This window comes from Streptomyces stoeckheimensis, assembly GCF_045822005.1.
In the GTDB taxonomy this organism is placed as follows: domain Bacteria; phylum Actinomycetota; class Actinomycetes; order Streptomycetales; family Streptomycetaceae; genus Streptomyces; species Streptomyces stoeckheimensis.
On the sequence record NZ_CP169550.1, the window covers coordinates 8429524 to 8450969 of the forward strand.

The 21446-nt window shown below is 72.0% G+C and carries 17 protein-coding genes and 1 pseudogene; 5 read left to right on the top strand and 13 right to left on the bottom strand.

Features of this window, described 5'->3' with window-relative positions; all coding sequences use genetic code 11:
• Positions 1 to 345: 345 nt before the first annotated feature.
• Positions 346 to 2157: an RICIN domain-containing protein gene (locus tag ACE1OC_RS38215; protein WP_407840896.1), complete on the bottom strand. Its 1812-nt coding sequence runs from the start codon at positions 2155 to 2157 to the stop codon at positions 346 to 348.
• 267 nt (positions 2158 to 2424) lie between these two features.
• Between ACE1OC_RS38215 and ligA the strand changes: the two genes are divergently transcribed.
• Complete coding sequence (gene ligA / locus ACE1OC_RS38220) at positions 2425 to 4491, top strand: NAD-dependent DNA ligase LigA (RefSeq protein ID WP_407840897.1); 2067 nt, start codon at positions 2425 to 2427, stop codon at positions 4489 to 4491.
• 182 nt (positions 4492 to 4673) lie between these two features.
• Positions 4674 to 5462: a polysaccharide deacetylase family protein gene (locus tag ACE1OC_RS38225; RefSeq protein WP_407840898.1), complete on the top strand. Its 789-nt coding sequence runs from the start codon at positions 4674 to 4676 to the stop codon at positions 5460 to 5462.
• Positions 5463 to 5489: 27 nt separating this feature from the next.
• On the opposite strand, the gene ACE1OC_RS38230 is transcribed toward ACE1OC_RS38225, so the two are convergent.
• Both ACE1OC_RS38230 and ACE1OC_RS38235 read right to left on the bottom strand, forming a co-directional pair.
• Positions 5490 to 7022, bottom strand: coding sequence for a sensor histidine kinase (locus ACE1OC_RS38230; RefSeq protein ID WP_407840899.1), 1533 nt, complete (start codon positions 7020 to 7022; stop codon positions 5490 to 5492).
• Positions 7015 to 7707: a response regulator transcription factor gene (locus tag ACE1OC_RS38235; protein WP_351374035.1), complete on the bottom strand. Its 693-nt coding sequence runs from the start codon at positions 7705 to 7707 to the stop codon at positions 7015 to 7017. The genes ACE1OC_RS38230 and ACE1OC_RS38235 overlap by 8 nt, the downstream gene beginning before the upstream one ends.
• Before the next feature lie 161 nt (positions 7708 to 7868).
• Between ACE1OC_RS38235 and ACE1OC_RS38240 the strand changes: the two genes are divergently transcribed.
• Both ACE1OC_RS38240 and ACE1OC_RS38245 read left to right on the top strand, forming a co-directional pair.
• Positions 7869 to 9212, top strand: coding sequence for a glycosyltransferase family 4 protein (locus ACE1OC_RS38240; protein ID WP_407840900.1), 1344 nt, complete (start codon positions 7869 to 7871; stop codon positions 9210 to 9212).
• Positions 9178 to 9636, top strand: a complete 459-nt coding sequence (locus tag ACE1OC_RS38245; RefSeq protein WP_407840901.1) for a GNAT family N-acetyltransferase — start codon at positions 9178 to 9180, stop codon at positions 9634 to 9636. Before ACE1OC_RS38240 ends, ACE1OC_RS38245 begins: the two co-directional genes overlap by 35 nt.
• Positions 9637 to 9685: 49 nt before the next feature.
• Here ACE1OC_RS38245 and ACE1OC_RS38250 read toward each other — a convergent pair whose 3' ends face one another.
• From ACE1OC_RS38250 to ACE1OC_RS38295, 10 genes and pseudogenes are all read right to left on the bottom strand, one after another.
• The gene (locus ACE1OC_RS38250; RefSeq protein WP_407840902.1) at positions 9686 to 10099 is read right to left on the bottom strand and encodes a rodlin; all 414 of its coding nucleotides are present in this window, start codon (positions 10097 to 10099) and stop codon (positions 9686 to 9688) included.
• 110 nt (positions 10100 to 10209) lie between these two features.
• The gene (locus ACE1OC_RS38255) at positions 10210 to 11472 is read right to left on the bottom strand and encodes a lipase family protein (RefSeq protein ID WP_407840903.1); all 1263 of its coding nucleotides are present in this window, start codon (positions 11470 to 11472) and stop codon (positions 10210 to 10212) included.
• A gap of 146 nt (positions 11473 to 11618) precedes the next feature.
• Positions 11619 to 11879, bottom strand: coding sequence for a PKD domain-containing protein (locus ACE1OC_RS38260; protein ID WP_407840904.1), 261 nt, complete (start codon positions 11877 to 11879; stop codon positions 11619 to 11621).
• 75 nt (positions 11880 to 11954) lie between these two features.
• Positions 11955 to 12218 (bottom strand): annotated as a pseudogene (locus tag ACE1OC_RS38265) (PKD domain-containing protein); the annotation flags it as partial.
• Positions 12115 to 13593 carry a branched-chain amino acid ABC transporter substrate-binding protein gene (locus ACE1OC_RS38270; RefSeq protein ID WP_407840905.1) on the bottom strand — a complete coding sequence of 493 codons (1479 nt, stop codon included), beginning with the start codon at positions 13591 to 13593 and terminating at the stop codon, positions 12115 to 12117. The pseudogene ACE1OC_RS38265 and the gene ACE1OC_RS38270, both read right to left, overlap by 104 nt.
• Before the next feature lie 4 nt (positions 13594 to 13597).
• The gene (locus tag ACE1OC_RS38275; RefSeq protein ID WP_407840906.1) at positions 13598 to 15598 is read right to left on the bottom strand and encodes a hypothetical protein; all 2001 of its coding nucleotides are present in this window, start codon (positions 15596 to 15598) and stop codon (positions 13598 to 13600) included.
• Between the two features lie 162 nt (positions 15599 to 15760).
• Positions 15761 to 17035 carry a cytochrome P450 gene (locus ACE1OC_RS38280; protein WP_407840907.1) on the bottom strand — a complete coding sequence of 425 codons (1275 nt, stop codon included), beginning with the start codon at positions 17033 to 17035 and terminating at the stop codon, positions 15761 to 15763.
• A gap of 144 nt (positions 17036 to 17179) precedes the next feature.
• Positions 17180 to 17710 (bottom strand): DoxX family protein, encoded by a 531-nt coding sequence (locus tag ACE1OC_RS38285; RefSeq protein WP_407840908.1) that lies wholly within the window; start codon positions 17708 to 17710, stop codon positions 17180 to 17182.
• A gap of 68 nt (positions 17711 to 17778) precedes the next feature.
• Entirely contained in the window at positions 17779 to 18150 is a 372-nt protein-coding gene (locus tag ACE1OC_RS38290) for a hypothetical protein (protein WP_407840909.1), read from the bottom strand.
• Between the two features lie 96 nt (positions 18151 to 18246).
• Positions 18247 to 19905 (bottom strand): phospholipase D family protein, encoded by a 1659-nt coding sequence (locus ACE1OC_RS38295; protein ID WP_407840910.1) that lies wholly within the window; start codon positions 19903 to 19905, stop codon positions 18247 to 18249.
• 159 nt (positions 19906 to 20064) lie between these two features.
• Here ACE1OC_RS38295 and ACE1OC_RS38300 point away from each other — a divergent pair, with 159 nt between their 5' ends.
• Positions 20065 to 21396, top strand: a complete 1332-nt coding sequence (locus ACE1OC_RS38300) for an AI-2E family transporter (RefSeq protein WP_407841812.1) — start codon at positions 20065 to 20067, stop codon at positions 21394 to 21396.
• The last annotated feature ends 50 nt before the right edge of the window (positions 21397 to 21446 follow it).

Genomic DNA, 21446 nt, shown 5'->3' on the forward strand with positions numbered 1-21446 from the left:
GACGGGCTGGTCGGAGCGGTCGGAGCGGACGGGGTGGACGGCGGGGTCTTCCGGTAATGGGCCAGTTCTGCATGAGCAGTCATGCGGGCCGAAGCTACCGAGGGTTGGCGCGGATTGCACGGGCCTGAGGGGTTACGGGGAGGACGTTGTCCGTGATAGATGGAAACGCCTCCCCGGGGTCGCGAAAGTGCCGGCAATGCGCCCGGTTTCCTCCGGAAAATGCCGACATATTCACCCCACCCTCGGTTTTATAACGAGCAGGTAACGTCTTTGCCTTGTTTCATATTTTCCACTTGAATGTGATGTCTTCGTCGGAGGACCGGGGTTTGGTTCGCGGCTGAGCGGTCAAAAGGTGACGGCGCTCAGGGTGAGGGTCTGTTCCGCCGATGTGCGGGAGCCGCCGACCGGGCTGCCGCTGGTGTCGGTCCAGGCGCGGGTGGGGGTGGTCTCGGCGAGGCGGCCCGGTGTGTCCGAGAGGCCGATCACGAGCCCGCTGTAGCGGTTCACGAGCCGATGGGTGCCGGTGGGCGTGCCGTCGGCCGTGGAGTTCGGGATCACGAACCACTGCTGCCCCACGGTGGGCCCGCTCTGCGGTGCCTTCGTCACGGTGGGCTTGGCCGCCCAGGCCCGCCCCGCGTTCGCCTTGGAGTCGACGCCGAGGAGTTGACGGGTGGAGGCGTTGGCGATGCGGTAGGAGCCGTCGCCGTTCGGGGTGAACACCCACTGGCCGAGGGCCGACGCGCCGGCGGAGGGGAGGGACGTGGTCGCCGTACTGCCCCGGACCTGGGCGAGGTGGCGGCCGGTGCCGCCGGCGATCGTGTAGGACTTCCCCGGATCGATGACCGCGGCGGGAGCGTTCGTGTCGATCACGGTGTCGTAGTACTCGCCGTCGGCGCCCCCGGAGCAGAAGAACGAACAGTACGACCGGAACTTCTTGCCGACGATGGTGGAGCCCGTCTTGTTCACCGCGTCCAGGACCCAGCGGTACCAGGAGCCGGTGCGGTACGCGCCGGAGTCGCCGGCGAGGCGCCACTGCTGGGTGGCGAGGTTGTCCGTGACGTAGAAGCGCTGTGGCTCGCTGCCGTCCTGGTTGACCGCCTCGGGCTGGCCCACGTACAGGCCCAGGTAGGCGTTGTAGGCGATGTTCATCGTCAACAGGTCGGACTTCGCGGGCAGTTCGCCAGCGGCCTGCTGTTCCTGGACGGTGCCGGGGTTCGACGGGTCGTAGTCCTTCGCCACAGGGGTGTAGCCGGTGGAACGGGTGGCGTCGACGGGTTCCATGTTGCTTTCCAGGCCGCCCGTGCCGGGCTGGGACCAGGAACCGTCGTACCACTTGCGCCATGAACCGGGCGCCATCTTCCCGGACATGGGGGCGCGGGCCACGTGCGCCCGGCTGCCCGCGGTCCACGCACCGGGGACGCCGCCCTTCGGGATGACGCGGGAGTTGTAGTAGACGTAGAAGTAGCCGGAGGCGGTGTCCACGAACAGGCGGGCATCGCCGTTCCCGTAGTGGTACGTCTCGTGCGGGAAGGCCGCGGTGTCGCCCCGCAGGGTGCTGTAGGGCGAGGTGAGCACGTGGTCCTTGATGGCCCACGTCCTGCCCTGGTCCCGGGACACGGCGTAGTCGATCGCGTCGTAGTGCAGGCCGTCGCCGAAGGGGCGCGGGGTGAACTCGTTGTGGACCAGCCCGTACCAGTCGCCGGTGTCGGGATCCACCCATACGCCCATCAGGTCGCAGTAGTTCTTCTGCGCGTAGTGGGAGGTGTCCGGGGCGTACGTGGCCTCGCGCCCGGTCGGGCTGTTGTTGCACCGCCACGTGGTGTCGTCGTTGCGGTCGTTGGCGTTCGCCGGATCGACCGCTGTGCTCAGCGAGGCGGAACGGGTGGCGGAGTCGAAGTCCTTGCCGGTGTAGAACGTCCACTTGCGGGGATCGTTCGCCGCGTACAGGGCGTGGGCCGACTGGTAGTAGAACGCGCCGTCCTTGTCGATGTACGTGGCGGCGGGCGTGTCGTCGGGGTGGGTCCAGGAACCCTTGGCGCCGATGGAAACGGTGTACGTGGCCGTGGGGGACTGGCTGGACCGGGCCGACGCCGGAGCGGTGGCCAGGGTGCCGAACAGAACCGCGGCCGTGGCGACTAGCGCAACGGCGGTCCTCATCCCGGGAGGGGCTGACACGGGTACTCCTCTCTTGCCCGGGCCGTCCGCAGGGCGTGGGGGCGGAGGAGGGGCCCGGGGTGGCGAGTGGTGCGTGGTCGTGGGGGTGTGCGCGCGCCTGCTCGCGACAGGGCGTCAATTAATTTGTATAGAAGCCGAATTAATAAACGACTGTCAAGACTCGGCACAGAGATCGCCGCGACCCCGCACCCGTCCCGCACGAACCCGGCGCCGACGGGCGTTGTCAGTGCCCTGGGAGAAGATCCTTCCATGACGATCCTTTCCGCCGACGAGGCGCCGTTCGGCCTGCTCAGCCGCCCCGACTACGCCGCCGCCCTGCAGCAGTTGCGCGAGGCGTCCCGGGCCTACTACGGGGGCGAGAGCGGCCTGCTCGACGACGCGGCGTACGACCGCCTGCGGCAGTCCGTTCTCGCCTGGGAGGCGGAGCACCCGGACGAGGTCGCCCAGGATTCCCCGACCGGCCTGGTGGGGGACGGGGCCGCCCCCGTCGGCGACATCGCGCACACCACCCGGCTGCTCAGCCTCGACAACGTCTTCGACCCGGACGGCCTGGTCGCCTGGGGAGCATCCCTCCAGCGCCGCCTGGGCCGCGAGCCCGCGGGCGGCTTCACCGTCGAGCCGAAGATGGACGGCGCGGCCGTGGCCGCGCGGTACCGCGACGGGCGCCTGGAGCGGATCGTCACCCGCGGCGACGGTACGCACGGTGAGGACGTCAGCCACGTCATCGGCACCATAGAGGGCCTGCCCGAGCGGCTGCCGCTCCCCGCCACCTTCGAGGTGCGCGGCGAAGTCCTCTTCACCCAGCAGCAGTTCGAGACCGCGAACGAAGTCCGCACCGCCCACGGCGCGCAGGTCTTCGCGAACCCGCGCAACGGCACCGCCGGCACCCTGCGGGCGAAGGACCGGCCCTACCGACTGGCGATGACGTTCTGGGCGTACGGAGCGGTCGAGCTCGACGGTGTCGCCCTCGCACCCTCCGGAGCCACGCACGCCGAGACCCTGGCCGCCGTGGCCCGCGCGGGCGTGGCGACCACGGCCGACACGCCCGCCGGCCTGCACGTGGTCGCCACCCTCGCCCAGGCGCAGCGGAAGGTCGACGAGATCGCCGCGCTGCGCCCCGGACTGCCGTTCGGCATCGACGGGGTCGTGATCAAGGCGAACGACGCGGCCGAGCAGGCCGCGGCCGGCTTCGGCAGCAGGTTCCCGTACTGGGCGATCGCCTTCAAGCTGCCGGCCGTCGAGCGGCAGACCGTGCTCAGGGACGTGGTCTGGGAAGTGGGCCGTACCGGCGTGCTCGCCCCGACGGCCGTCCTCGACCCGGTGGACCTCGACGGATCCACGGTCACGCGGGCCACCCTCCACAACCCCGCCGACATCCGCCGCCGCGACCTCCACCTCGGGGACACGGTGACGGTGTACAAGGCGGGCGACATCATCCCGCGCGTCCAGGCCGCCGTCACGAGCCTGCGCCCGGACGGCGCGCGCGAGGTGCCGCTGCCCACGGTCTGCCCGCAGTGCGGCGGAGAGATCAACAAGGACCAGGAGCGCTGGCGCTGCGCGAAGGGCACGGCGTGCGCGCTGCCCGCGCTCATCGAGTACGCCGCCGGTCGCGACATGCTCGACATCGACGGCCTGGGCAAGACGTACGTCAGGGCCCTGATCGAGTCGGGTGACGTGACCGACGTCGCCGACCTGTTCACCCTCACAGAGGAGCAGCTCGCCACCGCCTCCGGGAGCGCAAAACGGGGGGCGAAGCTGGCCGAACAGATCGCGGCCGCCAAGTCCAGGCCGCTCAGCCGCATCTTCTGCTCGTTGGGCGTTCTCGGCACCGGGCGCAGCATGTCCCGTCGCATCGCCGCGTACTTCGGCACCATGGACGCCATCCGGCAGGCCGACGCCGAACGGATGCAGGAGGTCGACGGCATCGGCGGGGAGAAGGCCCCGGTCATCGTCGAACAGGTCGCCTCCCTGGCCGCGGTCATCGACAAGCTGGTGGCGGCCGGGGTCAACATGCGGGAGCCGCAGCAGCCGGAAGCCACACGGGAGGGCCCGCTGGCCGGCCGGACCGTCGTGGTCACCGGCAAGATGAGCGGCCCGCTGGCGGGCGCCGGCCGCTCCGAGGTGAACGCGCTGATCGAGAAGGCCGGCGGCACGGCGGGCAGCAGCGTCAACTCCAAGACCACCGACCTGGTCTGCGCTCCGTCCGCGAGCGGGAAGCCGAGCTCCAAGGCCGTCAAGGCCACGGAGCTGGGCGTCACGGTCCTCACCCCGGAGGACTTCGCGGAACTCGTGGCCGACTACATGGCCGACAGCTGAGAGCCGGGAAGGACCTGGGGACCCGTGGTGGCCGCTGAGGCGGCGACGGGGCCCAGGGGGACGCCGCCTTAAGGGTCCATTAAGGCGGCGCTGCGCATGCTCGGTGCCTCTTTGCGCCGGCATCGCTGCACGTGAGCGCGCCGGTCGAGCACTCGCCTCCGACCGATCCAGGACTTCCCCTCATGATTCGCTCGCTCAAGCGCCGCGCGTACGGCACCTCCTCCCGGCGGGCCGCCACCGCGGCGGCCGCGCTGGTGCTGGCCGCCCTCACCGGCTGCTCCTCCCTCAACGGGGTCGTCTCACCGGCCGCCGTCCGCAACGCCGCAGTCCCTGCCGCCACGGAACGTGCTTTCGGCCTGGTGGACTGCAAGGTCGCCAAGTGCGTGGCGCTCACCTTCGACGGCGGCCCGAGCAAGCCGACGCCCGACCTCCTCGATGTCCTGAAGCGGGAGAACGTTCCGGCGACGTTCTTCCTCCAGGGGAAGGGGCACACCGACACCTATCCCGACACCGTGCGCCGCATGGCCGACGAGGGCCACGAGATAGCGAACCACACCTGGTCGCACGAGAACCTCACCGAACTCACCCCCGATGGCATACGCGCGGAAATCGAGCCGGTGCAGCACGACATAGAGAAGGCGACCGGGCGCGCCCCCACCCTCATGCGGCCCCCGGGCGGCGCCACCGACGACGACGTGTCGAAGGTGATGAAGGAACTCGGGCTCGCCCAGGTCCTGTGGAGCGTCACCGCGAAGGACTTCCAGACCACCGACACCGAACTCATCAAGAAGCGCGTCCTCGACCAGACGGAGCGCGACGGGATCATCCTGCTCCACGAGCGCTACGCCGGAACGATCCCCGCCGTCCCGGGCATCATCGCCGAACTCCATCACCGCGGGTACACCTTCGTGACGGTTTCCCGACTCCTCGCACCGGCCCGTCCCGAACCCGGCAAGGTCTACCGGCCCTGACCCGCGCTTCCCTCCCGGTCGCCCCCGCTACCGGGGCAGTCGCAGGAGGAACGCCGTTCCCCGGTCGGCCGGGGCGACGGCGAGGGTTCCCCGGTGGTGGCGGGCCAGGTCCCGGGCGATGGCGAGGCCGAGGCCGCTGCCGCCGGTGTCACGGGTGCGTGCTTCGTCGAGGCGCGTGAAGCGGTCGAAGACCCGTTCGCGGTCCGCTTCGGCGATCGGGGCGCCGTCGTTGTGGACGGTGCACTCCACCCATCCGGGCCGTGGGGTGAGCGTCACGGTGATCCGGGTGTCGGCGTGCCGGGCCGCGTTGTCCAGGAGGTTGCGCAGCAGGCGCCGCAGCTGGTCACGATCGCCGTGCAGGACGACGGGCTCGGCGGGCGCATCGAGGACGAGGTCCGCGGGGGCTCCGGGCCGGGTGTGGGGCAGTTCGATGAGGAGTTCCCGGACGAGCTCGGTGAGGTTCACCGGTGCGCGGTCCGGGCCTGCCGCCGGGGTGTTGTCCAGCCGGGCGAGGGTCAGCAGGTCGTCGACGAGGTACTGCAGTCTCGTCGTGGCCCGAAGGGCGTCGTTCAGGGCCGCGGGCCGCTCGGGACGGGCCACGGCTACCTCGAGGACGGTGCGCAGGCCCGTGACCGGGCTGCGCAGTTCGTGGGCCGCGTCCGCGATGAAACGGTGCTGGCGGCGGGCGTGGGCGTCGAGGACGTCGAGGGTGTGATTGGTGGTGCGGGCGAGCCTGGTGATCTCGTCCTCGGCCGCGGGGACGGGGACGCGGGTGCCGGAACCCGGCTGGTCGACCGTGGCGAGGCGGCTACGGATGGCCTCGACCGGCCGCAGGGCCCTGGTGGTCGCCACCCAGGCGGAGAGGGCGACGACCAGGGCGGCCAGCGGGACCGCGCCGGCCAGGGCCGGGACGAGGGCGTCGGCGGCCCGGGTCGCCTCGGACGGGGTCAGGGCGACGTAGACGGTGTAGCGCCCGGCCGGGGGCGCCGACGGACTGGGGACGGCGGGGGACTGGACGTCGATGCTCGTCCCGGCCATGTCGACGCTCTGCCCGGCCAGGGCCGCCGCCTGGGAGAGGCAGCCGGGGACGGTCTGCCCGGTGGAGGTGCGGACGGGGTCCGCCCGGCAGTCGGGGGCCGGGTCGCCGAAGCGGACCTTGCGGACGGTCGCCCATGCGGGCCGGGCCGACGCGGGGGCGGCCGGGAGCTCCTTCACGGCCTCGGGGAACGCCTGGGGGAGCCACGACGCGAAGGGGCCGTCCGGGCCGATGATCAGTACCGGTGAACCGGCGAGGATGTCGCTGGTGGCCTCCCGGTCCCTGGCCCGGACACCGGCGAACTCCAGCGCGACGGCGCGGGACTGGGCCAGGGCGCGGCCCCGCGCCGCGTCCATCTCGGTGGAGTACACGACGTGGTGCAGCCACCAGGCGCCGGCGCCGGAGAGGACCAGGGCGGCCGTACCCGCGGCAAGGGCCGTACGGGCCCGGGTGGGCAGGCGCAGCCACCGAGCCGACGTGCGGCCCGACATCCGGGCCGGGGCCTGGGCTACGGGCTCAGGCATGCGTGGCGTCCAGCCGGTAGCCGCGTCCCCTGACGGTCACGATGCTCCGGGTGCCGTAGGGCTGGTCGATCTTGCGGCGCAGCAGGCTGATGTAGACCTCCACGATGCTCGCCGAGCCGCGGTAGGCGATGTCCCACGCCTCGCCGAGGATGGTCTCCTTCGACAGCACCCGGCCCGGCTCGCCCATCAGGCACTCCAGTACCGCGAACTCCTGCCCGGTGACCTCGATGCGCTCGCCGCCGCGCCCACAGGTCCGCGCCTGCGGGTCGAGCCAGAGGTCGCCGGCCCGCAGCACGTCCAGGGCTCCGGACCCCGCGGCCTCGCGGGCGCTGCGGCGGATCAATGCGCGCAGGTGCGCCGTGAGGACCAGCAGGGAGAACGGCTTCGTCAGGTAGTCGTCCGCGCCGATGTCCAGGCCGTGTGCCTCGTCGAGTTCTCCGTCCCTGGCGGTCAGCATCAGCACCGGGGTGTCGACGCCCAGCGCTCTGAGCCGCCCGCACACGGCGAATCCGTTCAAGGAGGGCAGCATGACGTCCAGGACGATCGCGGCGAACCGGCCCGTGGCGCCGAGCTCCACCGCGGCCAGGCCGTCGGACGCGAGGGTGACCGCGTACCCCTCGCCCTCCAGGCCCTCCCGCACCGCGGCCGCGATGACCGGATCGTCCTCCACCAGCAGAATGTCCACGATGTCAGCATGCCATCCAGTCGCCCCTGCCCCCTGCGAACGGGCCTTCAGGAACGGTTAAGCATGATCTGCGCACAGTGGGGCACGACCGGCAGTACGGCCGCCCTCCCCGGCCCCGGCCCTCACCGATCAGCCTCCGTCACCGAAAGGCCCGGCGCCGCATGCGCATTTCCTTCCTGCTCCACAATGCCTACGGCATCGGAGGCACGATCAGGTCGACGTTCAACCTGGCCGCGGCGCTCGCGGAACACCACGACGTGGAGATCGTCTCGGTCCTTCGCAACCGTGCCGTCCCGGTCATGGGCGCCCCTCCCCGGGTGAGCCTGACGCCGCTGGTCGATCTGCGCCCGGACTCCCCGGACTACGACGGTGACGACCCGCGGCACGCGCTGCCCGCCGGGGTCTTCCCCCGCGCGGACGGCCGACACGGGCAGTACAGCCGGCTCACCGACGAGCGCATCGGGCGCTACTTGTCGACCCTGGACGCCGATGTCATCGTGGGGACCAGGCCGGGCCTGAACGTGCACATCGCCCGACAGGCGCACCGCGCCGCCGTCCGCGTGGGCCAGGAACACCTCGCCCTCTCGAACCACGGCTTCCGCGTGCGCCACGAGATACGCCACCGCTATCCGCTCCTCGACGCCCTGACCACCGTCACCGAGGCCGACGCGGACGCCTACCGGCGGTTCGGCCCGCCTTCGATGAGGGTGGAGGCCATACCCAACAGCGTTCCCGCCGCCTCCGTGGAACCGTCCGACGGCACCGGCAAGGTGGTCGTGGCGGCGGGCCGGCTCACCCCGGCGAAGCGCTACGACCTGCTCGTACGGGCCTTCGCGCAGGTCGTCGCCGACCATCCGGACTGGGAGCTGCGCATCTTCGGCAGCGGCGACGCCACCGGCAACGAAAGGGCCGGGCTGTCCGCCCTGATCGGAGAGCTCGGCCTGAGCGACCGGGCCCATCTCATGGGCGACGCCCACCCGTTGGACCGGGAGTGGGCCAAGGGATCCATCGCCGCTTCCACCTCCGACCGGGAGTCGTTCGGCATGACCATCGTCGAGGCCATGCGCTGCGGACTCCCCGTCGTCTCCACGGACTGCCCGGTCGGACCGCGCGAGATCATCGAGGACGCGGTCGACGGACGCCTCGTCCGCCCCGGCGACACCGAGGGCATCGCCGCCGCGCTGATCGAGCTGGTGGCCAATGACGGGCTGCGGCGGCGCATGGGCGCAGCAGCGCTGCGGAACTCGGCCCGCTTCGATCCGGCCCACATCGCCGAACGGCATCTCGACCTCTACCGGGAGCTGCTGCGGCGCGGTCCCGGCCGGCGCACGCTCGGCCCCGCACGGGAGGCCGCGCACCGTGCGCGGGTCGGCGCGATCGACGCGGCACACTCCCTGCGCGCCACCGCCCGTGGAGCCCGCGCGAAGTACCGTTCGTCGAAGACCCTTCACGACGACGAAAGTGCGCATCATGCCGACCACCATCACCGTCCGGGCAGTCCGTGACGCCGACTTCCCGCAGTGGCGCGCCCTGTACCGCGGTTACGCGGACTTCTACCGGGTCGAGCAGACCGAGGAGGCCGCCGAACGCGTGTGGGGGTGGGTGAACGACCCCGCCCACGAGGTGAGCGCCCTCGTCGCCGAGGACGGGGACGGCCGGCTGATCGGCCTGGCGCACTACCGCCCGTTCGCCCGTCCCCTGTCGGCCACCACCGGCGGGTACCTGGACGACCTGTTCGTCGACCCCGCCCACCGGGGTTCCGGCGCCGCCGATCACCTGCTCGGGGCCTTGCGGGAGATCGCGGCCGAGCGCGGCTGGAGCGTGGTCCGCTGGATCACGGCCGACGACAACCACCGCGCCCGGGCCAAGTACGACCAGCTGGCCACTCGTACGATGTGGGTCACCTACGACATGGCGCCCGCCGACTGATCGAACGCAGCGCCCCGCGGCCGAGGTCCCCGGGCCGCGGGGCGCGCCGTCAGCTTCCGTTCGACACGTTGCCCGACAGGACCGGGATGTTGTCCAGGATGTGCGAGAGCGGCTCGTCGCCCTTGGCCTGGGTGGAGTTCTCGGTGCACTGCTGGTTCTGCGGGTTGGAGAGGACGTTGACGTCCTGGACGCCCACGTTCGCGAGGATGGCGAGGAGCGACTGCGCGTTGACCTTGACCGGCAGGCCGATGCAGGGCTTGTTCGCGGTGCCCTGGATCACGGAGAGCTGCGGGCTCTTGTCGCCGTGCGTCTTCTGGTTGCCGTACGCCTGCACGGCGCTGTTGCCGTTGACGGTGTTGATCCCGTTGTCGTTACCGATGGCCATGGCCGGAGCGGCCATGGCGCCGCCGGCGCCGATCGCGGCAGCAGTGGTGACAGCGGTGACCATCATCTTCTTCAGCATTGCCTGGTAATCCTTCACTGAGCGGGGCGGTACCCGTCGATTGGTTCGCCCTGGCAACGGCTGTGGGCGGCACACGTGGCGGCAAGTCACCCGTTTGCAGGACGGTCCGCTCAGAAGAGGCACCTTGCGGCCGTCGGAGTGCCGGTACGACGGGCGTCCATCCAGGCGATGGCATCGTCCAGCGGGCCGTCGCCGATGGTGTGACCCTGATCGGGGTAGTACGTGAACTCCAAGTCGACCCCCTTGTCGCACAGTTCCCGGGCGAGCGTCTGGTTGAGGTTGCTCAGGACATCGTTCCCGCCCTGCGGCAGCAGCACCGGGACCTTGATAGTGGCCTCGCTCGCGGCACTGGCCTTCAGCGCGGCGTTGAGGGGTGCCAGATCGGCGCCCGGCCTCAGGATGTCGGAGGCGGGCGGCAGATCGGGGTCGGTGGCCATGCAGGGCTGGGTCCAGATGCGGTCCGCGGCGGCCAGGCCCGCGGGGGTGAGCAGCTCGGCGGGTTTGACATCCGGGTCGGCCGCAGCGGCCCCGTTGATGAGCAGCAGCAGGATCCCGGTGTAGGTGGTGGCCGTCGCGTCCTGCTGGGCGAACAGGGCGGGCATCCACTCGAATCCGACCGCCGGCGCGTTGGCGACCACGCCCTTGAGGTCGACGTCGGGAGCGTACGAGGCGGCGTGGTGGGCGCTCCACAGGGCCGCGTGCCCGCCCTGCGATCCGCCGTAGACGAGCGTGGTCGCGGACGACCCCGGGTCGATCCCGCGGGCGGCGCGGACGATGTCGAGGGTGGCGTACGCGGCGGACTCGCCGTTGAGGTAAGGGTGTCGGACCCCGGTCACGCCCAGGCCGATGTAGTCGGGCTGTACGACGACGAACCCGCGCGCGAGCAGCTTTCCGACCGGACTCGCGTCCTGCAGCCCGGCGAAGGCCGGGATGCGGGACGGGGCGCACGCCGTACCGATGCCCATGGTGCCGTGATCCACGGCGGCGACGGGCCGCCCGCCGGAGGGTGCGGGCCCGTCCGGAACGGTCACCAGTCCGCTCGCGGCCACCGGCTTGCCGTCCGTCCCGGTGCTCAGGTACATCACCAGGACGGTGTGCGACGGCGGCGTCAGCGCCGCCTCCGGCGGCGCGTAGGGGCGTTGGCGGATCACCGTGCCGGGCTTGCCCGGGGGCAGCGGGTTCGGCGGGTCGTAGAACGCGTCGCCCTCGGGTACGGGCGCGGACGAGGTCCGCCCTTCCGGGCTCCGCCCCTCCGTGCTGCGGCCGTCCCCGCCGCCGGTGCAGCCCGACAGCGTCAGCGCCGCGGCGATCGCACCGATGACGGCCCAACGGGCCGCTATGCCAAGGGGGTTGTGGCTCTGTCCGTGCGGCAAGGAGGAACTCCTCTGCGTACGCGGCTGCCGTGCGGCACGCTCCGGGCGTGAAACGCTAGCCGAGTGCATTTTTGGCGTCTACATGCGGGGCGGCCCGGCCCTCCCCGGGGAGGGGGAGGACCGGGCCGCCGCGCGAGGGGGCAGGATCAGGAGGCGAAGCAGAGGGACTGGCCGGTACCGAACCCGTAGCAGTCGATGCGGCGCGAAGCGGTCGCCGTCAGACCGGAGTTGTCGGTCACCGTCAGCTCGGCGGTGTAGCTGCGCTGCCCGGCCGGGTAGCGGTGGGCGACGGTGACGCCGGTGCCCGTGGCGGAGTCGCCGAACTTCCACTTGTACGAGGCGACCGAGCCGTCGGAGTCCTTGGAGGCCGAGGCGTCGAAGGAGCAGTCCTGGTACCAGCAGGACACCGAGAACGCGGCGGTCGGCGGGGTGCCCGTCGGCGGTTGCGTCGTCCCGGCGGAGACCGGCTTGGTGACGCTGGCGGTGCGGCCCGAGTCGTCGGTGACGGTCAGCTTGACCGAGTAGGTCCCGGCGGCGGAGTACGCGTGGGAGGGCTTGACGCCCTCGCCCTTCGCGCCGTCCCCGAACTCTTCGGCTGACCGGGCCGCGGTGCGACCGGGCCGGTCTCCAGAGGCGGGTGCGTCATTGCTCCTGGGGCGGTTTGCCCTCCGCCGCGGAGACCTCCACGAACTCCACCTGGCCCTTGGCGTTGAGGCGCAGGACGGGGACGGCCTTGTTGCGCGGATTGCCGTTGTTCTGGAAGGAGATGAACCCGCTGGCCCCGGCCACCTGCTGGGTGCCGTCCATCTGGTGGAACATCCGGGCCACGGCGTCGCCGGCGACCTCGCCCTGCCAGCGGGCGGCCATCTGGATGCCGTGGGCCGCCGCGAGGACCGCGTCGTGGCCCATCAGGGCCCCGCCGTCCTCGCGGGGGTCGTGCGGGAACCACTGGTCCATCAGTCCGCCCGGCTGGAAGTTCTTCGCGGAGGGCGCGGACACCGCCTGCGGCGCCGCACGGTACATGTCGGGATGGGCGAGGCCGGTGTACAGCACCTCGATGCCCGTCTCGGCGGCGCGGGCGAGCTGCTCGGGGCTCAGGTTGGTCGTGTCGTCCCCGGTGAACACGGTGAACTTCTGGTCGGTGCAGCTGCGGTTGGCGAGCGCGTCGAGGAAGCGGGTGAGGTGCAGGCCGCGGCCCGCGAAGTGGACGAGTTGCGGGCGCTGCTGGCACAACTGGCCTGGCATATAACGCAGTTCGTTCTGCCAGGCGCTGCTGACGGAGGAGTCGTAGGTCATCCGCTCGGAGACGAGCTTGTGGGGGCCGCCGTCCTGGAACGCCTTGGTGAAGGCGTCGCCGAGGGTGGAGGAGTAGAGGTCCCCCTGCGCCACGTCCTGGATGACGACGCCGGTGGTGACCCCGCGCCGCTTGAGGTAGCCGGCCCCCGCGAACGCCTCGTCCTCGTTGGTCGGGGCGATCCGGACGAAGCCGTTGATGTCCTGGATGGTCGAGGCGGTCATGGTCGCCCCGACCATGGCGATCCCGTTCTCGGAGAAGCGCCGTATCGCGGCGAGGTTCTCCTCGGTGCTGGGTCCGAGACCGGCCACCGCGACGAGCCGGTCCGGGGCGTCCTTGCGGGCGATCAGTTCGTCGACGGTGTGCTTCCACTGCGTGGACTTGCTGCCCGGGTTGGCTATCAGCAGCCGGATCTTGGGAGTGGCGGCCAGATCGCCCTGGTTGTGCCGGTACTGGGCGAGGTAGGCGCCCTGGAGTTCGTGCCGGACGCCCTCGGCGGAGTTGCTGTCGGAGGCGGTGGTGGTGAACGAGGTGTAGTACGCGACGCTGACGTACGGCTCCTTGGCCGCGTTGGCGAGGACCCGGCGGTTCTCCTCCTCGATCTTCGCGCTGACGGCGTCGAGGTGCGGTGCGAAGACGTAGGAGCCGTCGCTCACCCCGACGCACTCGTCGGCCGGTCCCTGTTCGACGACCCCGTCGGCACATCGGGCCTGGCGTTCCTGGAACCAGCCCACGCCCAGCCAGAGCGCCGCGACGAGGGTGACGGCCGCCGCCGTGGCCAGCACGACGCGGCGTACGACGTGCAGGGGCCATTCGAGTCTGGGCACGTGCTCAGCCCTCCCAGCCCGCGGTCTGGGGATCGCGCCATTGCCGGTACCGTTCGGCCTCGTTGAACAGGGCCACGATGTCGTTCCTCCGCAGTTGGGACAGCTGGGTGTAGCCGTCGGCGATCAGGTTCCCCAGCCGCATGGCGGGGTCGGCGAGCGGATCGCTCCACACCCAGCGGGTGGTCACCAGGGTGTGGATCACGGACTCGGTGTCCATCACGCGCCCGGGCCGGCGCGGGACGATCCCGGAGAGGAGCTCCAGCGGCCCGCTGTCGGAGGGGAGCCGGTTCGGAGCGGTGGTGATCGCATCGAACTCGGAGATCCACTGCGCGGCCGGTACGGCGGTGAAGCGCCGGGTCAGGTGGGAGGTGACCTCCTCGGTCCGCCCACGGGCGAGCTGGTGGTACATCTCCTGCACCGGCTTGCCCTCGCCGCGGTAGTACTCCGCGAGGAGTTCGTGCACGGCGTCCCACCCGTCGGGGCGCGCGGCCAGCCGCCACAGGAGCAGCCGGCGCAGCCACGGGTGGAGTACCGGCACCACGGCGACGGGTCCGGTCAGCAGCCAGCGGGCCCGGATGTCGCCGAACAGGGAGTCGTCGGGGCTGAGCAGCCGGGTGGCCACGGAGAAGTCCCGGGCGGCGGCGCATTCGGCCAGGGCCGCGCGCTGGGTTCCGTCGAAGTCGCGCAGCAGGTGGCCGAGGGCGGTGTCGGCGAGCGTGGCGGAGTGCTCCCCGGTGCGCAGCGGCCGGTCGGGCAGGGTGCGCAGCCAACGGTCCTGCTGGGGGCCGGAGTCGGGGAGCGGCCCGGCCTGGCGCAGCACGTCGAGCACCTGGTGGACGGCGCGCGGCAGTCCGCCCGTGAGCCGGTGCACGAAGGGGGTGAGGCGGGTCAGCGGGGCCAGGTCGCTGTTCCCGCCGAGCTGGAGCTCTATGCGGATCCGCACCTCGTCCAGATTGAGGTCGCGCAGGCGCAGCGGGTACCACCAGCTGTCCTCGCTGTCGCGGGGCGGCCGGTGGGCGTGCCAGTCGGCCAGGGAGGCCCGGTCGGGGCCGCGCAGTTGCCAGGGCCAGGAGTCCCCGGTCGCCGGACCCCAGCGGGGCAGCCAGCGGTTGGAGCTGGCGACGACGGTCAGCGGATCGCTGGCGTGTCCCGCCACGACGGTCTGGTCGTGCCGTGAGCGCAGTAACAGGTCGAGGAAGTGCCGGCCGTACTCGGTGTGGGCGTTGTCCAGCAGCAGCAGGTAGGAGCGGGGCATGAAGTTGCGGGCGGTGTTGCGCCTGAGGTCTTCCAGGAAGGCCGAGAACAGGACGAGGTCGAGCCGCTCCTGTTCGTTCTCGTCGCCCTCGTGGCGCCACAGGTTGAGCTCCACGAGGGCTTCCATCGGGTCCGCGCTGCGGGTCATGGGGTGGCGCCCGTACCAGTGGGCTCCGGTCGTGAGCCGGCTGCCCAGTCGGCCGCCGAGCAGGCCGGGCACGGTGCGGCGGCCGCGCCGCAGGGCGTCCTGGAAGAGGGCCAGCGCGGCGCTGGAGGCGCCCTCGGGCATGCCGACCGCACCCATGCCCACTTCGAAGAAGGCCGCCAGGTAGTCGCCGTGGCGGGCCTCGTTCTCCTCCTGGAACCGGTCCAGCTGGCGCTGCACCGCGCGCCGGCCCTCCGAGAGGTTGCGCATGCGCAGTTCCTGGTCGGAGGCGAGCAGGCCGAGGCTGAGCAGCGGGAAGTGGGAGCGGCCGTAGCGGGGCAGCTTGCGTTCGAGCTGCCGGGCCAGGAGTCCGAGGGCGTAGCGCGGAAGCAGGGACTGGGCCCCGCCGAAGTTGACGAAGGCGAAGGGGTAGTCGGGCCCGAAGCGCTCCATGAGCGCGCTGTGCGCTTCGCTGGCTCCGCTGCCGGCCGGCCCGAGGAGCATGGTCAGGGGACGCTCGGCCGCCGGGTCCTCCTTCAGGCACGAGTCGACCAGCGACACGATGCCGCTGCGGCCCCGCAGGCCCATGCCCGTACCCGGCTCCATCACGTGTGATCCCCCCCCAGGACGTGCTTCGAGGTCTAGAGCCTGCCATTTGGAGCCGGAGTCAGACAGGGGTTTCCGCTCCTTGATTCCATTCCGGTAGCCGGGACCGGTGGCGGGACCGGGCGATCGGCCGGGCAACGGGGTCGTGCCGCGAGGGGTCTTTCAGTTCAACCGCAGCTCGAAGCCGCTGCGGGGGAGGGTCGGCATGCGGGACAGGGGGATCGTCAGGTCCTGGTCGGGGACGCTGTAGTCCAGGCGCGCCAGCTCAGCGGCGAAGGTGGCCAGCGCGGTCACGGCGATGTCCTCGCCGGGGCCGCGGTGATCGCGGGCCGGGTCTCCGCCGTCCTGCGGGACCAGGCCGTCCAGCGGGGCGCGGGAGCCTCGGGCGTGGGCGAACCGGTGCGGATCGAACCGGTAGGGCTGCTCCCACACGGCGGCGTCGTGGTTCTGGCCGTACAGGTCGAGCAGGACGAGCGAGTCCTTCGGGATGTCGTGACCGTGCCAGCTCAGGTCCTGGGCGGCCAGTCCGCCCGCGAAGGGGGCGAAGGGGTAGAAACGCCGTACCTCGTACGCGAACGCTTCGGCATAGTGCCCGTCGGTATCGGCGTGCAGCAGCTCGCGGTGGTGGGGCCAGCGGTGCAGGGCGTGGGCGGCGAACGTGGCGAACCAGGCCACCGCGACGGCCGGCCTGATCACGTCGAGCAGTTCCACGGCGGCCCTGTGGAGGTCCAGGAGGTCCCCCTCCGCATCCCGGTGCCACGCGACGGTCGCCAGGGCCGAATGCCCGGCCTCCGCTTCCGGAACGTGCCGGACCTCGGCGATCAGGGCGGCCTGGGCGTCCTCCTGGCGGTGGCGCGCCCGGCGGGCGCGCAGGTACCGGGGACCGGGGGCGGCGAAGCCGTCGACCATGGCCGTGCAGTCCCGCGCCAGCGCGGCGGCCGCCCGGGCGGACAGCGCCACGCCGAGCCAGTCGCAGACGGCCAGGGCGAGCACCTCGGCAGCCTCGTCGAAGAGCACCACGCGCTCGAGCCGCCGGCCGTCCGTCGCCCGGCGCCACCGCCCGGCGACGTGCCCGCCCAGCGCGGCGACGCCGGTGCCGTCCTCGAGGAGGGCGTCGACCAGGGCCGTGCGGACCCCGTGCGCGTCCTCGTCGGCGTCGGGGGTGTGGAGGGAGCCCTGTCCGAACAGCGTGTCCAGGACGGGATCCGGCAGGGCCGCAGCCCGTACCACGTGCTCCTCGTCGTAGAAGAAGGCGACCGCGTCGGGTCCGTGCAGCGCGGTGGTGGGCCGGCCCAGCAGCCGGGTCCTGACCGTGTCGTCGTCGGAGTCCCGCATCCGGTTGGGCAGCCAGGCGTAGCCGTGGGCCAGCAGGCCGAGCGTGCTGTCGTTCCAAGGGGCCACGGGATTCTCGACCCCGGAAATCCTGGAGGAGGACATGCTCCGCGCGTACCCGGCTCCGCCCGGCGCACACCTGAGGCACGCCGGGGGCGCCCCTGCCGCTGCCCTGCCCCTGCCCCTGCCCTGCCCCCCTGCCCCTGCGGCCGCAGCTGCGCCCCGGCCGCGTCCGCCCGCGGGGGCCGATCAGTCCTCGTCGGCTCCGGCCGCGGACTCCATCGCGGCGACGCGGCGCTTGACGACGACGGTGGCCGCGACCGCGCTGAGGGCGAACGCCACCGCGATGACTGCGGGACGGTCGAGCCGGTGCCGGCTGAGGTGGTCGAGGGAGATGCGCCCCGGCCCCGTAACGCCGAGGGAAGCGGCGACGGTGCCCAGCAGGGCCGGGTACTCGAAGCCGCCTCCCTGGGCGAAGAAGCCGGCGGGAGCGTGCACCGAGACGGCCCCTGCCATGGCGCCCGCCGCGGCGGCGCCCGCCGCAGGGGTGGCGAGACCCAGCGCGAGCAGGGCACCGCCGCCCGCCTCGCCGAGCCCGGCGGCGATGGCGCTCCGCCTGCCGGGAGTGAAGCCCATGTGCTCCATCGCCCGGGCCGTGCCCTCGATGCCGCCACCGCCGAACCAGCCGAAGAGCTTCTGGGTGCCGTGCGCCATCAGGACCCCGCCTGCCGCGAGGCGCAAGGAAAGCAGTCCGAGGTCCTTGCGGAGGGTGAAGTGCATGGGGCGGCCTTTCGACAGGAAGGAGGTCGGCGGAATGTGTTCCACACCGTCCGTTCCGCCACACCGGACTACTCCTCCTCCTCGATCCCGACGACCTCCGCCAGGTCCCGGTGAGCCTTGCTCCTCGGCCCCTCCTGCTCCTCCAGCAGGACGTTGGCGATGGCGTCCAGCTTGCGCTGGATCGCATGCTCGGCCCGGCGTTCGGAGTTCTTGAGCAGGGCGAGCAGCAGCAGGGACACCGCGGCCATGGCGTCTCCGGCGAGGTGCTGCCATTCCATCGGCAGGTGGAGGAGGTGCACGGTGACGAAGCCCGCCACCAGGAGGACGCACAGGAAGGAGAAGACCGCCGAACTCGTGAAATTGGATGCGAGTTCCGCCAGCTTCTCGAAGCGACCGAGCCCTCCCGACCTGCCCTTTTCGGCCGGATGTTCGAATGTCATGCCCGGCGTCTGCCCGCCGGCGGCCGGCCGAAACGGTCGGAACCACGTGAAACCGTCTGCTCACGGCCTGAGTGCGGCGGAAAGCGGAACGCGGAGTCAGAATCCGCCCCGGAGCCGCATGCGGAGGGGGCGGCCGTCGGGGTCGACCAGGGCGTGGTGCAGCGGGGTCGCGAGCAGGCGCCGGACGGTCGGCACCTGCGGAGCGACGTAGCGGCGCAAGCGGCCCGCAGGACGCGGGCCACGGCGCCCGGCCGCGTGCCAGGCGTCCAGCGCCGCGGCCGCTTGGCGGAACCGGTCGAACGCGGTCGACGGATCGCACAGGGCTTCCGCGGACCGCGTCTCCTCCGACAGCGCCTCCTCCCTACGCGGCCCGCCCCCCGGCCCGTAAATGCCACCCGCGTCGAGGTGCTCGCGCATCAGCTCCAGGCGCAACTCCCGGGCGAACGGGCGGGCCCCGTCCCCGAGTCCGCCCGGGTCGCGCGGCCGTCTCGGATCGGCGGCCCGGTCGAGGACGGTGCAGCTCAGCTCGGAGTCGTGCGTCCACGAGCGCATGTTGACGTTGTCGGACCCGACGGCGGCCCAGACGTCGTCGATCACGCACACCTTGGCGTGCACGTAGACAGGGGTCCCGGCATGGTTCTCCAGCCCGTACACCGCGACCCGCTCTCCTCCGGCGCGGCGCAGTTCCTCCAGGGCGGTGATCCGTCCGATCAGGTTCATGGGTCCGGTGAGCAATCCGTCCTGCTCCGGAACGGTGGGGATGACGGCGGCCAGCCGCAGCTGCGGATGCGCGCGCAGGGCATGGGCGAAGCTGTCCACGACGCGCGGGGACCAGAGGTACTGATCCTCCAGGTAGATCAGCGTGCGGGCCCGCAGCAGCGCCTTGAGGTAGCCCCGGGCGATGCTGCGCTCGCCGTCGGGGGCGAAGGGGTAGCCGCGCAGCAGACGGTTCGGATAGGTGCGCAGCACTTGGACGGCGTGCGTGCCGCAGGGCGGGGGATCGGGCTCCTGCGGCGGCAGTTCGTCCGCACTGGTGTCCTCCCGGGCCAGCCGTTCGCGCAGGCGCATCAGCGGACTGCGGCTGAGCGGCGCGGGATCCTCCCAGCGCTCGCGGAAGACGGCTTCGATGTCTCCGACGACCGGCCCCGTCAGGGCGAGCTGGACGTCGTGCCACGGGGGGTGCGGACCGTACCGGGGTGCCAGGGGCAGAGATTGCCGGTCGCCGCGGTGGTCGGCGTCGTCGTTGCGGTTGTGGCAGAGGTCGATCCCGCCGACGTACGCGACATCGTGCTCCGGACGGCCGGGGTGCCGCAACACCACCATCTTCTGGTGGTGCGAGCCGCCGGGCCGCACGCGCAGGTCGAGCAGGCACTCGCCGCCCGCCGCTTCGACGTCCTTGCTGAGGGAGCGGTTCTCCTCCTCGCTGAACCGGAAGCCGTCCAGGTGGGAGCGCCACAGCAGGCCCTTGACGATGACACCGCGCTCGGCCGCCGCGCCCAGTACGGCCGCGATCTCCGTACCGGGTCCGCGGAGCCGCTCGTCGGGGTCGCCGCGCCAGTCGGTGAACAGGAGCAGGTCGCCGGCGCGCATCGCCCGGATCCGCTCGAGGAGCTCGGCGAAGTACGTGGCGCCGTGGACGAGCGGCCTGGCCTCGTTGCCCTCGGACCACGCCGCCCCGTCCGCCCGGCGGTCATCCAGCCGGGTGGCGGTGTTGCCGCGTTCTCCAGGCGCCAGGAGCCAGTCCGAAGCGGGCATGGCACCTCCTCCGCTCACACGGGTACCCACTCCCCACCCTTCCACTCGGGACGGTGGGCCGCACCGCGGCCCCCGGGGTGCCGGTGGGCCCCGCGCGGTCCAGCCTGGAGGGAGTTCTCCTACACACCGACTCGGAGGAACCCCACGGTGGACCGTCCTCTGCCCCGAGTGCGCGGATGGCTCGGGCGGCTGAAGAAGAGCGCCGCCGGGTACGGCGAGCGCCGGGCCCGGCTCCATGCGCAACGCGAGGCGGAGGCTGCCGGAGCGTGGGAGGAAACAGCTGGGCCGGAGGCGTCGGACGGGCCCGGCACCGGAGCGCGGGACGCCGCGAGCGCGGTGCCCTGGGGGGTACGGGTGGCCGCGGAGGCCGGCTGGCGGTTCCTGGTGCTCGCCGCGACCGTCTGGGTGCTGATGCGGGTCATCGGGGCGGTACGGCTGGTCGCCCTCGCCTTCGTCGTCGCGCTCCTGGTCACCGCACTGCTCCAGCCGACGGTCGCACGGCTGCACCGGAGCGGACTGTCCCGGGGCGCGGCGACGGCCCTGACCGCGACCTGCGGATTCGTGATGCTCGGACTGGTCGGGTGGTTCGTCGTCTGGCAGGTGCTCGCCAACCTCGGCAACCTCTCGGACCGGGTTCAGGAGGGCATCGGAGAACTCAAACAATGGCTGATCGACAGTCCGCTGCACGTCACGGAACAGCAGATCAACGACATCGCCGACAGCCTGAGCGACAGCATCGGCACCAGTACGAGCGAGATCACCTCCACCGGCCTCCAGGGCGTGACCGTCCTGGTGGAGGTGATCACCGGACTGCTGCTCGCCATGTTCGCCACCCTCTTCCTGCTGTACGACGGCAAGCGCATCTGGCAGTGGACCCTGCGGCTCGTCCCCGCGGCGGCCCGCCCGGGGGTCGCGGGCGCCGGTCCGCGCGCCTGGCAGACCCTCACCGCGTACGTCCGCGGCACCATGATCGTCGCGATGATCGACGCGGTCTTCATCGGCGTGGGCATCTACTTCCTGGGCGTACCGCTCGCCGTTCCGATCGGCGTGGTGATCTTCCTGTCCTCCTTCGTGCCCCTCGTGGGCGCCGTGGTCTCCGGCGCACTGGCGGTCGTCGTCGCCCTCGTCACGGATGGGGTCTTCACCGCCCTGATGGCGCTGATGGTCGTCCTCGTGGTGCAGCAGATCGAAGGACACGTGCTCCAGCCGTTCATCCTGGGCAGGGCCGTGCGCGTCCACCCGCTGGCCGTCGTCCTGGCCGTCGCCACGGGCGGCACCATCGCGGGAATCGGCGGGGCCGTCGTTGCGGTCCCGCTCGTCGCCGTGACCAACACGGTGGTCACCCACCTTCGGTCCCACCCCGCCCGCGCCGTCACGAGCACGGGCCCCCCGGCGCCCCCGTCCGACGCCCCGCCGGAGGACCACCAGCCGGAACCGGCGGACACCCCGGACCCGCCCGCCCCACGGCAGAACCCGGAGGCCGAGGGCTGACCGACCCGGACGAGCGGCCGGATGGACCACCCGGCCGGCGGGCCCCGGCG

What these genes read in the sequence shown, in the direction of transcription:
- ACE1OC_RS38275 (WP_407840906.1), bottom strand. Translation starts at nt 15,598, where the DNA reads ATGGAGCCGGGTACGGGCATGGGCCTGCGGGGCCGCAGCGGCATCGTG.
- ACE1OC_RS38240 (WP_407840900.1), top strand. Translation starts at nt 7,869, where the DNA reads ATGCGCATTTCCTTCCTGCTCCACAATGCCTACGGCATCGGAGGCACG.
- ACE1OC_RS38225 (WP_407840898.1), top strand. Translation starts at nt 4,674, where the DNA reads ATGATTCGCTCGCTCAAGCGCCGCGCGTACGGCACCTCCTCCCGGCGG.
- ACE1OC_RS38230 (WP_407840899.1), bottom strand. Translation starts at nt 7,022, where the DNA reads ATGCCTGAGCCCGTAGCCCAGGCCCCGGCCCGGATGTCGGGCCGCACG.
- ACE1OC_RS38245 (WP_407840901.1), top strand. Translation starts at nt 9,178, where the DNA reads ATGCCGACCACCATCACCGTCCGGGCAGTCCGTGACGCCGACTTCCCG.
- ACE1OC_RS38280 (WP_407840907.1), bottom strand. Translation starts at nt 17,035, where the DNA reads ATGTCCTCCTCCAGGATTTCCGGGGTCGAGAATCCCGTGGCCCCTTGG.
- ACE1OC_RS38250 (WP_407840902.1), bottom strand. Translation starts at nt 10,099, where the DNA reads ATGCTGAAGAAGATGATGGTCACCGCTGTCACCACTGCTGCCGCGATC.
- ACE1OC_RS38290 (WP_407840909.1), bottom strand. Translation starts at nt 18,150, where the DNA reads ATGACATTCGAACATCCGGCCGAAAAGGGCAGGTCGGGAGGGCTCGGT.
- ACE1OC_RS38215 (WP_407840896.1), bottom strand. Translation starts at nt 2,157, where the DNA reads ATGAGGACCGCCGTTGCGCTAGTCGCCACGGCCGCGGTTCTGTTCGGC.
- ligA (WP_407840897.1), top strand. Translation starts at nt 2,425, where the DNA reads ATGACGATCCTTTCCGCCGACGAGGCGCCGTTCGGCCTGCTCAGCCGC.
- ACE1OC_RS38295 (WP_407840910.1), bottom strand. Translation starts at nt 19,905, where the DNA reads ATGCCCGCTTCGGACTGGCTCCTGGCGCCTGGAGAACGCGGCAACACC.
- ACE1OC_RS38285 (WP_407840908.1), bottom strand. Translation starts at nt 17,710, where the DNA reads ATGCACTTCACCCTCCGCAAGGACCTCGGACTGCTTTCCTTGCGCCTC.